Consider the following 12,219-nt stretch of genomic DNA (forward strand, 5'->3'; position numbering starts at 1 on the left):
TTGAACGATAGTCCCGCCAAAAAAACACTTCAGCTGATATCAAAAATTGCAGTTCGATTTTTCCTCATCTTGTGGAGCTTGGTTGTCTTATATCCGGTTCTTTGGACATTCCTGACTTCCTTAAAGGATAATCAGCAGGTTATGCTTGGGAAACCGTGGGATTTTCCATCTATTTTTCGTTTTGAAAACTATACAAATGTGTGGAGCAGAGCAAACTTTGGAGATTACTTTTTAAACTCTATTATAGTAACTGTAGCAAGTACACTGTTGTCGCTTATTATGGCTGCTACAACAGCGTATATATTAGCTCGGTTTACCTTTAAATCTAGAGGCCTGTTTTATTTTGTATACGTTGCTTCGATGATGATTCCAACAACACTCGGATTGATACCGTTGTTCTTTCTTCTCGGAGATATGAATTTGTCGAACTCCTTGGTAGGGCTTACGCTTGTTTATTCCGTCGGAACGATTGGTATCCTGCCGTTCGGTATCTTCTTTCTGGTTGGATTCTACAAGACACTTCCCCGTGAGCTTGAAGAAGCCGCAACAATTGATGGATCTTCACTATACGGCGTTTTCTTCAAGATCATGTTGCCATTATCGAAGCCCGGTTTAATCACGGTAGGAATCATGAATGCTTTAACGGTGTGGAATGAATACATTATGGCCACGGTATTGATCAACGATCCAGCGAAATACACTATTCCTGTAGGAATAGCCATTATGCAAGGTGAAATGCAGTACAGAACGGAATGGGGACCCTTGTTTGCGGGCCTTTCCATTTCTATGATTCCCGTCATTGTGATGTACGTGTTGTATCAACGTCAAATTACGGGTGGGTTAACAGCAGGTGCGTTGAAGGGTTAATTGCTGCTTTTAAACGCTTACCGTCCTTAATGGACGCCGAAGGCATTTTAGCTTGTTATAGGAGGGTTAAGGAAATGCCGAAGAAGATTCTCAGTATCTTCATTACACTTATGATGGTGGCCGGCTTGTTCTCCAGTTTTGCAGCTGCAGCGGATGTAGCCTCTGATCTTCCGCAAAAAGATGCAAAACTAACGAAATCCTATGAAATCTATCCATTACCGCAGCAACAAACCGAAGAAGAGACAATCGTAACCATGACACAAAATGTAAACGTTGTTATTGAAGATTCGATTGACCACCCGACAAGAAAGCTGCTTCAAAAGATACTGGATTCCAAGTCACTTCAGGTTACTGAGTCAGGAGCTTTAGTAGCAGGGAAAACAAATATCTTTTTGGGAACTAGAAATTCATCAGGCTATGTAGACAATTACTTCACTCAGAATATTCCTTATAAAGCGGATAACTTCAATGAGCTGGACGCTTATGTTCTTAACGTTAGCACGAAGCAACAGAATAAAGGTGTTATTGCGATACTGGGTAAAAATACGGATGCAGCTTATTATGGCCTGGCAACGCTGAAGATGATTTTTGATCAAATTCCTGATCTGCAGGTTCGTAATCTCACTATCGAAGATTTCTCTGATACTCGCTCGCGGGGATTTATCGAAGGCTTTTATGGCACACCTTGGTCACATGAAGATCGAATGAGCTTGATGCGTTTCGGTGGAGAGCTGAAGATGAACACTTATATTTTTGCACCTAAAGATGACAAGTACCATAACGCGCAATGGAGAACGCCTTATCCTGCAGCTGAGCTTGCCAAGATCAAAGAACTGGTTGATGTCGGTCATGAATCCAAGACGCAGTTTGTATGGGCGATTCATCCAGGGTTCAATATGATCAATTGGAACAATTATGATGTTGAACTCCAAACCTTACTTGCGAAGCTTGAACAATTGTACAGTGTAGGCGTACGTCAATTTGGACTATTTATGGATGATATCAGTACATCACAATCATTAGTAGATAAAGAAAAACATGTGAAGTTAATTACAGATGTTGCGAATTGGGTTACGTCCAAGAAAGACGTCAAATCATTAATTTATTGTCCTCCATTCTACAATAAAAGCTGGACCGGAACGTCTGGCAGACCTTATCTTGAAGCCTTGAGAAATGTACCTGCGAATGTAGATATTATGTGGACCGGAAACGGCGTTGTTGCCTCTGTTAATGCGGCAGATATGCAGTGGCCGAAAGATGCACATGGAAGAAATCCGTATATGTGGTTAAATTGGCCAGTGAATGACTATAAGGATGCAAGACTGCTGCTCGGTAAAGCAGAAGTACTCATTCCAGGTACACATAATATTTCAGGTGTAGTGTCTAATCCAATGAAGCATGCGGAATTATCTAAGATTGGTATTTTCGCGGTAGCGGATTACACATGGAATGTAGATGATTTTGATCAAGAGGAGAGCTGGCTTGATTCATTTAAGCATATAGCCCCTGAAGTTGCCTCTGAGCTTAATACGATTGCCTATCATTTGAGTGACCCATCGCCTAGCGGTCATGGGCTTGTAGTAGGTGAATCGGAAAATATCAAAGCTGAGCTAGCGCAATTCTTAAGTCAATACTCAAGTAGTCAGCCGATAGAAACGACGGGGAATACATTGATTCAAGAATTTGATCTAGTATTGGACGCCATCGCGTCGTTTAGAGTAAATAACAAGAATGAAAATATGGAAGAGGAAATTGATCCATGGCTAAATAGCTTGCAGAATGTCGTTCTTGCTGACAAATCGGCAGTTCTCTCTGCGATAGCGATCCAGAAAGAGAAGGTTGATCAGGCTTGGGAAGAACTTGCTAAGGCCACAAGCGCATTAAGCTTATCCAAAACATTCAAAATTGAGAAGCTTAATTCTCCAGATGTGACGGTTGAGGCAGGCGCAAAGCGGCTAGTTCCTTTTGCTGAGCAGCTCATCAATAAACTGGATGCTCAGATTTACACTTTGGTGGACCCGGAATATGTTAAGCCTCTAGCTGTCAGCTCTTATGGTTCTCCTTCAGGATTAAATCTGATGGTAGACGGAGATTTAGCAACGAACGTCTATATTCAGACCCTTCAACAGAATGGGGACTGGTATGGCGTTGATTTTGGCAAAACCGTTAAAGTGGAAGAAATAGCGATCACACAAGGTAGAACTGATGCGGATCACGATATATTCCAAAGGGGAATTCTTGAGTATTCCGTGAACGGTCAAGAATGGACCGCAATCGGAGAAGAGCGTTCCGGGTATAAGATTTCTGCTTCCGGGCTCAGTGTGAATGCTAGGATGGTTCGATATCGATTGACTCATGCTGGAATACCTGGAGGTAAGCCTGATTTATGGACGGCAGTTCGTGAGTTTTCCGTCAATGCAAGTAAAGATAAGGTGTCGATCTTCACTGATGTGCCAGAGTTGAAGGATACACCTATTACGGTAGCTGACAATGCTGTGCAATTAACGAACCTGAACGGAATCACACTAAAGCCATCCCAATATGTAGGGATTAATTTGAAATCCATTGAAGAGATTACGCAAGTGGCGTTAGAAGCTTCTAACGGAGAAGTCCGGTTAGAATCCTCCAAGAACGGTGTGGAATGGGAACAGGTTAATGAGGGGAATGGGGCGTTTGCTAGTGCTGCCTATTTCCGGATCATGAATAAGGGAACTGAGAATATCACTGTAGATCTGACAAGGCTCATGATCCAGCTGAATAAATTCTCTCCACCTATGATTACTCATAATTACGGAAGCATTTATGAAGGTTCTATCAACAACGTGTACAATGCATCTTTAGAGAACAAGGTTTGGTTCGGTTCGATTCAATCGAAAGGGAAGTATATTCAGATCGACATGGGCGGTGTGGTGAATGTCCAGAATGTAGCTGTTGTGATTGGAGACGGTGAAGGAGATTTCTTCCGTAAGGGAGATTTACAGCTGTCACTAGACGGACAGACATGGGATACGATCCATACGTTTACTAATCCAAATGATCGGAGTTTGAATTTCCCTGAGCATGAGGTGCCTTACCGTTATAAGCGTGTTCAAGTTGACGGCGGCAAGCAAGCCCGATATGTAAGATTGATTTCAACTGAAACCTATGATGCATGGCTCGCGCTTAATGAAATTTTGGTTAATGAAGGGATTGAAAGACCGGGGACTTCCAATCCGGCAATCCAGGCTGAACCTGCTGGAAACATAGGAAATGAAGCCTTGCTGTCCGTTGACAAAAAGCTCTCCACCTTCTATATGCCAGGTGCTGGGAATACGGGTTCCTTAAATTACAAATTGTCGAAGGATACGAAGGTAAAAGAAGTGATTGTTTTGCAAAATCCATCGGATAATTCAAACGCTGCGGTGTCCGTGCGAGATGCGAGTGGATGGCATAAGGTAGGTAACCTGTTCTCATCTTATAATACATTTGATACCTCCAAGTATAGTAATGTGTTTGAAGTGAAGATTCAGTGGGAGGGTTCGACTAAACCTAAAATCCACGAGATCATTACAGTTAAAAAATCCGGAAATGGTGAGGTTGATCCATCAGGTAAGATGACTTCTGTTCTGTCTGGGGTAGACTCTGTAGCTGGCGGAACAGATTTTCAACTGGCGTTTGGAGTGAAGAGTGTAACAGATGCTGTGTATGCAATGGATGTAACTATGAATTACGATCCTAAGCTGTTGGAATTCAAAGCTGCTACTTCCTTGCGGAGTGGAATTCAGGTGCTTGAAACTGCTAATCACACGCCTGGAAAACTGCGGCTGCTGGTGGTGAGTGAAGGGGCGGACAACGCGATAATTGGCAATCTGCAGCTGTTATCTTTGGATTTTGGGACTAAGACAGTAGCGGAAGCTACAGAGAGTACTATTCAGATTGAAAAAGTGATCGTAGCAGATGCGGAAGGCAAGGAGAGCGAAACCGTTACATCGAGTCATAAGCTCAAGATCACTGCAGAGGAGCCGGAGCCTGGTATTTCTGGTGACATTAATAAAGATGGAAAAGTGTCCATCGGCGACTTGGCGATAGTCGCTGCTAATTATGGCAAAGATACCAGCAGCCCAGATTGGGCTGAGGCTAAACGTGCCGATATCAATAAAGATGGCGTGATTGATTTGAAAGACTTGGCGCTCGTAGCCCGTAAGATAACAGAATGATGTAACAAGGATAAGAAAGCCATGCAAGCTATTGCTTGCATGGCATTTTTTGATTGCTTAGCACTGGACAAGCGCTAGTCTAGCTATGCTCCGCTAATTGCACCTCGAAGCCGTCCGGGTCCAGTATATAAAAGAATCGTAAATGTGGATTGGGTGCGATCGGTCCGCGTGCGACGGGAATGCCATGGCTTTTCAAATGCGCTATGGCGTTGTCGAGCGATTCCACTTCGAAACCAACGGAAACGCCGCATTCTGGCTTTAGAGCCGGGTCGCTGCCCTGAATAAGCTCGATTTTCGGCTGCTCTGCAGTGCCTAACATAACAATCTGTTTTCCTCTACTCTCAAATCTGCGATCCATGGGAAGTCCTAGAATACGGTTATAAAAATCAAGAGAAGCCTCCAGATCGCGCACTCTGAGCGTTATCCAATTCATACTCAACTTCATGATTGTAATGTCCTCCTCTATCAAATTCTACGACAAAGCCGTTTCTTCAAATTATACGCTATCTTATTCCCTAAAAGTTCGTAATATTGAACCTAATTCGCGAAGGAATACATAATTGTTAAACGATTAGTTGAATTTTAAAATGATGATATTGGAATTATATTACTTTTTTTGAATCCAAAATCATTCTGGGAGGTGGTCATAATGAAGCGTAGACTTATTTACGTTCTTACGATCCTAGTAATCGTTCTAAGTTCCTGGTTGTTACTGAATAACCGAGAGAGTAAGAGCGCTTTAGAAAAGGAGGGGAAAGAGGTGGCTAAAGTGAATGCTAATGACAGTAGCACAACAGTGGTTAAAGTTACTGTGAATAACGGACAAATTCCGGTTCAGTACCTGACTCCCGCTTATAAGGTTACAGTGCAAGGAGATATTTTGTATGCGAGTAAGAAGAATGAGACGGATGCTGTTGAACCGCTGAAACTCGATCTGTACGAGCCGTCAGGTGATGATAACAAGAAGAGACCTGTATTTATTTTTATTCACGGTGGGGGTTATACAGGAGGGGATAAGTATGATGCAGCGGACTTTTCTACGGGATTGGCAGAGCGAGGATATGCTGTATTGTCCATCGATTATAGGCTGAAAAAAGATCCGTTTACTAACTTCACCCACACGCTTAATGACGCTTATGAGGATATAAGCGATGTGATTAAATGGATCAACGATAACGCAGAGCTTTACGGAATGGATGCAAGCCGTATTGTGATCGGCGGTGATTCGGCGGGAGGGCATCTAGCCATAAACTTTGTCAATCAATATGTATCAAAGAATCCATCGATCATTAAATCTATATTTTCGATTGTAGATATTTATGGGGGGGATCTGACGACAAGTGCGGATAGCAAGCTGCCGCCAGTCCTCATCATTCATGGAACAATAGACAAACTGGTGCCGTACCAGCAAAGTGTTGAATTGGCTGAACAATTGAAAGAGATAGGAGTGTATCATAATCTACTAACTATGGAAGGTGTCGGACATGATTACAAGAATGAAAAATACATCGATGAGATTATGGAGACGACAACACATTTTCTATGGAATGTCATGAATAGTCCAGCACTTGCAAAGCTGCCGGAGATTTCCGGTATTTCTATTGCTGCTGGAGATGCCTTTAATATTAAGCTGCCTGAGGCCTATCGCAGTCCCTCGAAGGAGCCGATGAACATCGATTTACCGGAGGGTTGGATACTTCGTGATGAGAAGGAAGAAGACAGACTTTGGATTCAGGTGCCGGAAGGCTTGGTGAGAGGAAACGATTCGCTGTTCGTCTCGCGCGGCGAAGATCCTAAAACAGCAATGAGCTTCGCTGTCAATGTCAACGTAATCGATCCGCTTACGGTGAAATATGAGACATTTTATGATGCATCTGCCAAAGAGATAAGGACTCATATGGATGTTACGAATCAGTCTACGAATATTTTCAGCGGTTCAGTGGAAGCCGATTATGAGACAGGACGTTCTACTCAGGGGACATATAGCGCTTCTGTCGAGAATCTAGAACCGGGAAAAAGCGTGCGGCTAGAGATTCCTGAGCTTGCATGGGGACAACGGACACTTAAATCTTTTAATGATATAGGCAATCTATTGCAAACGACTTTAGATTCCTTCAACGCGCTGTTGTTGCCAAAACTCAGTAAGCCCGTTGAAATCAATGGTAACCTATCTGATTGGAGTGATCAGGCTCGCTTTAATGTGAAGGATATCAAGATCAATGGTTGGCGAGGGGAGCAGGATATCAGCGCGACCGGTTTCTTAGCGTGGGATACGGATAGCCTTTATCTAGGGGTAGAAGTTATAGATGACAAGCATGAACAGTCAGCATCGGGTGATGCTATTTGGAGTGGGGACAGCATCCAGATTGGCATTGGCATTGCAAAAACAGATGGAACAGTTCCCTCAGAGTACCATGAACTGGGTGTGGCTAGGGGAAATGCAGGGAATTTACTCAAGTGGCGCTGGCTAACTCCAAGGGGTTTCAATATAAATGATGCGATAGAGCTGAAGTATGCGATAGAACGTTCTGGTTCAACAACCAGCTACGAATTAGCCATCCCGTGGCATGAACTGAGCTACGACATTACACAGGTGAAGCAAGGAATGAAGCTTAAATTTTCGCTGCTGGTTAATGATAATGACGGCGAGGGGCGTAGAGGCTGGTTAGAATACAACAGTGGTATAGGGACTTCGAAGGATGTTAATGCCTTTGGGGATCTGTTTTTGACGGATTGATAGAATCTTTAATAAACGGCAGAGATGCCGTTTATTTATTTTCTCCCCAACTGGTAGGAATTTGTCTATTTTTAAAGTGTCAGATCAATTCGCTAGATGGTATGATAGGATCGGGAGGGAATTTAAAATGACTAATGAGATAACCAATGAGAACGAGGAACCAACAAACGAGAACGAGGAAATAACCAGTGATCCAGAAATGTCTGAGGAGGATATGAATAAGCTAGTGATGGCTGTTCATCATAACGGCCTCGTAGCTTTGAGAGTACACTTTCAAGACGTTGAAGGACAAGTGTTAAATATGGAGGCCTACGGCCCGGTTTTTGTTTTTCACGTAAAGTCTGAGTTAGATCATGTCTATTCTTGCGGATTTTTTCTGCGTGAATTGATTGCAAGATTCCAATCGGGTAAGGATCCTGCAGCATGGATGGCTTCATTCTTTGTTGATCTGATGAAGATTGAGGGAGGCAAAACGCTTCCAAAACCGCCTTCAAGTGAAGAAGAAGCTAAAGCGATTATAGACAATGTATTAGTTCCGCAATGTATTAAAGAAATCACCGAAGAATTTGCGCCGGAGGATGTACATGTCGGCCTAGCTTGGAATGAGAAACTCGGTCCGGTGTTCGAGGCTGGATTTCCAGCAATAACCGATGGGAATAACGTATGCGCGTTCCCACTGCATTTATTGTTAACCCACTTGCAATTGAATCGGGATCCTTCCGAGCTGCTTGTTCAAGGTATGTATAACATCCGTAAAGAACATGGATTGGAGTAAAACAGGCTCTGAGCCCTGGCCATCCATAACCCAAAGAAACGGCAGAAATGCCGTTTCTTTGTTGTATAAAGCAGTAATTTAACTAAAAAGGTTTGAATCAGAAAGCACTTTTGAATTCGCTAGGCGTTAATCCTGTAATAAGTTTAAATACTTTACTGAAATAATATTGATTGTTATAACCAACCATATCTGCGATATCTTTAAACTTGAGATTGGAGGAGGTATCCTTAATCAACAGTTTTGCTTTTTCAATTCTAAGCTGTGTTAGATATTCGATGGGTGCGGAGCCCTTATGTTTCTTAAATTCTCTGCTTAAAAAGGACACATTGAGATTAACCATATCAGCAATATCTGCGATCGCGATTTCATCAGACAAATGATCATTGAAGTAGGTTGCTACCGTCTCTACAATCCATTTGGCGGAACCGGAGGCAGGCTCAGACCCTTGCGCAGAGTAGAAGAATTTATTAAACAGAAACGTAATATTTTTAAGCAAGGCTGGGTAATCTTTGGAGTTTGAGATGACTTCATCAAGTTCCAGATTTAGATCACTATTCACGATATGCTTTTGTAAAGTGGCGTTACAGGCATTATACAAGATTTGAGATAAGCATAACTCAACGTCACTTTGGGTATAATTCTGCTCGTTCCAGGAAGCGAAGTTTGTCTCTAATTCGCAATAAAAGGCTTCTCTTTTTTGATTTTTGATGAAAGAAATGATCTTCTTTGTGTCAAAAGCCTTATCAAGATCGATGGTGGAGTGAGAGTTTAGAGAGAAGTCTTTAACGAACAGAAGGCTAGATTTGGCGAAAATAGCGTTTTTGCCTAAAATCATTCGACTTAGCTGATATTCTAACCTTAGCTTCGATAGATTCTCGACGCTATTGCTTACGGCAAAAGTAAAAAGCTGCTCGTGTGCTTCATACTTTGATAGGAATAAGTTATAAATCTCTGTGAAATCGATTGTAAGCCCTTGTTTATAGCTGAAGACCACAACCATTTCATTCATAGACTCGCCATCAAACACCCAAGCATTATCATATGCTGTATTCATAGGAATAGAAAGAAAGCTTGCCAAATCATTTTTCAGCCAAAAGTCATTGGACGGATTAGATAAGTCTATAGGAAATCTTGAGATGGAACCCGCACAAATGACAAGAATGGAGAAGCATTTATGATTCATTTGCTCATATTTATCGAACGACAGAACAGCTCTTCCTCGAAGTAAATCCGATAATAGCTGTTGTTCCTTAGTGACATTATGGGTGTGAGCTAATTGAGTGACATTTTCTAATACCTCGTTCAAAGCCGCTTGGGTAACAGGTTTTAAGAGGAATTCCCGTACGCCAAGACGCAAAGCCTCTCTAGCATATTCAAAATCGTTATAGCCGCTAATAATAATGAAGAGCGTATCTGGGTGTACTTTCTTTATTTCCGTAATCAATTCCAGACCATCCATTCCAGGCATGCGAATATCGGTGAACACGATCTGAGGCTTTAAGCGAAGACACATCTCTAGTGCGGTTATCCCATCCGTGGCTTCACCAATTACCTGTAAACGAGGGCTAAAGCTTCCGATTTTCTTAACTAGATTTCTTAAAATAGGATGTTTATCTTCCACAACCATGATGGATATCATCATCACTTTACCTCCTCGTCTGACCTCTCCTTGACACCGAAGCAAATCCGGGCACCGTGTTCTCCAACATTGGATACCGTGAAATAGAAATTTTCTCCGAAATGAATGACTAATCGTATAAAGGTGTTCAGCATGCCCATTCCCGAGATTTGAAGATTCTTCAACAGCTTGCCTTCGATAAAATTGGAGCGGTATGCTGTTAGCTTTTGATTCAGATCCTGGAGTACCGTCTGTTCAAATCCTGAACCATTGTCCTGAATTACTAGCTCCCAATCATTTACGGTAGTAAATCGTCCTTTAATTGTAATTTTCCAAGGAGGAAAGCTTTTATCGAACCCGTGATTTATCGCATTTTCCACAAAGGGCTGCAAGGATAATTTCGGGAAATAAAGGATGTTCATAGTGTCAGGAATATCTATTTCATAAAATAAGCTGTTCTCATAATGAAGCTTCATGAGTTCCAGATAATAGATAGAATACTTAATCTCTTCTGCTAACAGCACGTCTGTACCTGAAGAAGAACCGCTGTATCTCATCATCTCTGCAAGTCTTAGACACATATCTTCTGCAATGATAGAACCTGACTCTTCGCAGTGGATGGCAATAACGTTCAGTGTGTTGTATAGAAAATGTGGGTTAATCTGTGCCTGAAGGGCAGAATAGTTGGCCTCAATTTCCCGGATGCGTGACTCATATTCCGTATTAATCGCCTGTTTAAGCTTTTCTATCATCTTCTCAAAAGAGCGGTTCAGCATAATCAGTTCGTTATATTCAAAGTGCTCATTGGGAGTAGGATTCTGGTTGAAGGAGAGGTTGTTTAAGCTCACTGCCCGGACTGTTTTTGTCAGTGCTTTTAACGGCTTCATTAGTTTTCGTATAGCAAAATAGTAGATGATCAGCACAGCAAGTAGGGTTAGAAACCCTATCGTAATGAGAATTGTGCGATAACGTTGAAGATTAGCCTGTAATGAAATCCCATCATCGGCTACGACAGTGGTCCAGCCCAAATAGCCCGAGTTATAGGTGCTTAGCAGCGTTAATTGGTCCTCTTGTTTGAATTTTCCGGAGATAGGAATATGCTCTTGCAATTGTTTGGAAAGCGTTGTCAGCAAGGCTTGATGATGATTGTCTGTTGAGCGATTGTAAGGAAATACAAGCGTTCCATTGTCATCAAAAATATAAACCTGTTTCCCCGACTGCTGATTTTCGATTCTAGTAATGAGCTCCAGGCTCTTATAAGGCAATTGAATTTCTAACATTCCAAAATCTGTAGAATAAGGTGTGCTGAATTTTCTTACAACGGAAATGACGGTTTCTGGCTCAGTTGACCAAACATCTGGATGCGGAGGGAGTGCAGCAAATAGCTTATCTTTGACGAAGAGCTCATTAAGGGAAGATGGCTTGGAATAGGGCATTGGGATGTTCTTGAACAGATGCTCTGTTCTGAAATAAGGAAAGAAAATATCTTTATCTGGCACGAAAACAATGACCTTGTGAAGATCGCTAACCACGTTATAAATCGCATTTAAATTGTGGGCCAGCTTGTTTTGAGAGACTAGATTACTCATGGAATCCGAGGGTACATCGCTGTTTAACTCCACCATGACGTCCAAATTATCTTGGTTATTCGTAAATCCTAACGCTGCATAATCTAGCTGCTTGTACAACGTATCCACTTGGTCTGAGATCTTCTGTGTTGTAGGAATGAGCCCTGCCAGTTCAGTCTGAATTAGCATTGATTTCATGTAAGTATACAAGTAAACCATGGACAGAAGCAGGATTAGAAAGAAGATACCCATAATGGTAACAATGACTTTATTCTGAAATCCAAGTTTACTAAACATACATTATCTCCTCTAAAGGTTAAAATCAAGTGCATCATAACACAAACATTGTAATCAAAAAAGTATAAATCAGATAGTCAGATTTTTATATTTCTTAAATGATCGAATGCGATTACATTAGATTTAACGATTTCGAGCTAGTACGTTGGAATCGAAAAACA

At 41.9% G+C, this 12,219-nt stretch carries 7 protein-coding genes; 4 read left to right on the forward strand and 3 right to left on the reverse strand.

Annotated elements, in window-relative coordinates; translation table 11 throughout:
• Positions 1-867, forward strand: coding sequence for a carbohydrate ABC transporter permease (locus NST74_RS09645; protein WP_341111717.1), 867 nt, complete (start codon positions 1-3; stop codon positions 865-867).
• 74 nt (positions 868-941) lie between these two features.
• Positions 942-5,063, forward strand: a complete 4,122-nt coding sequence (locus NST74_RS09650; protein WP_341111718.1) for a beta-N-acetylglucosaminidase domain-containing protein — start codon at positions 942-944, stop codon at positions 5,061-5,063.
• A 79-nt stretch (positions 5,064-5,142) separates the two neighbouring features.
• Here the strand turns inward: NST74_RS09650 and NST74_RS09655 are convergent, their stop codons facing one another.
• Positions 5,143-5,508 (reverse strand): VOC family protein, encoded by a 366-nt coding sequence (locus NST74_RS09655; protein ID WP_052414542.1) that lies wholly within the window; start codon positions 5,506-5,508, stop codon positions 5,143-5,145.
• Between the two features lie 204 nt (positions 5,509-5,712).
• On the opposite strand from NST74_RS09655, the gene NST74_RS09660 reads away from it, so the two are divergent.
• Together NST74_RS09660 and NST74_RS09665 are read left to right on the forward strand one after the other, a co-directional pair.
• Complete coding sequence (locus tag NST74_RS09660; protein WP_341111721.1) at positions 5,713-7,800, forward strand: alpha/beta hydrolase fold domain-containing protein; 2,088 nt, start codon at positions 5,713-5,715, stop codon at positions 7,798-7,800.
• Positions 7,801-7,927: 127 nt separating this feature from the next.
• Positions 7,928-8,575: a hypothetical protein gene (locus tag NST74_RS09665; protein WP_042126066.1), complete on the forward strand. Its 648-nt coding sequence runs from the start codon at positions 7,928-7,930 to the stop codon at positions 8,573-8,575.
• Between the two features lie 97 nt (positions 8,576-8,672).
• On the opposite strand, the gene NST74_RS09670 is transcribed toward NST74_RS09665, so the two are convergent.
• Together NST74_RS09670 and NST74_RS09675 are read right to left on the reverse strand one after the other, a co-directional pair.
• Entirely contained in the window at positions 8,673-10,217 is a 1,545-nt protein-coding gene (locus tag NST74_RS09670; protein WP_341111722.1) for a response regulator transcription factor, read from the reverse strand.
• Positions 10,217-12,058: a cache domain-containing sensor histidine kinase gene (locus tag NST74_RS09675; RefSeq protein WP_341111723.1), complete on the reverse strand. Its 1,842-nt coding sequence runs from the start codon at positions 12,056-12,058 to the stop codon at positions 10,217-10,219. The genes NST74_RS09670 and NST74_RS09675 overlap by 1 nt, the downstream gene beginning before the upstream one ends.
• Between the last annotated feature and the right edge of the window lie 161 nt (positions 12,059-12,219).

The organism is Paenibacillus sp. FSL F4-0125 (assembly GCF_038008565.1).
In the GTDB taxonomy this organism is placed as follows: domain Bacteria; phylum Bacillota; class Bacilli; order Paenibacillales; family Paenibacillaceae; genus Paenibacillus_AQ.

Coding starts and splice junctions, on each gene's coding strand:
- NST74_RS09675 (WP_341111723.1), bottom strand. CDS start 12,058: ATGTTTAGTAAACTTGGATTTCAGAATAAAGTCATTGTTACCATTATG.
- NST74_RS09670 (WP_341111722.1), bottom strand. CDS start 10,217: ATGATGATATCCATCATGGTTGTGGAAGATAAACATCCTATTTTAAGA.
- NST74_RS09660 (WP_341111721.1), top strand. CDS start 5,713: ATGAAGCGTAGACTTATTTACGTTCTTACGATCCTAGTAATCGTTCTA.
- NST74_RS09665 (WP_042126066.1), top strand. CDS start 7,928: ATGACTAATGAGATAACCAATGAGAACGAGGAACCAACAAACGAGAAC.
- NST74_RS09655 (WP_052414542.1), bottom strand. CDS start 5,508: ATGAAGTTGAGTATGAATTGGATAACGCTCAGAGTGCGCGATCTGGAG.
- NST74_RS09650 (WP_341111718.1), top strand. CDS start 942: ATGCCGAAGAAGATTCTCAGTATCTTCATTACACTTATGATGGTGGCC.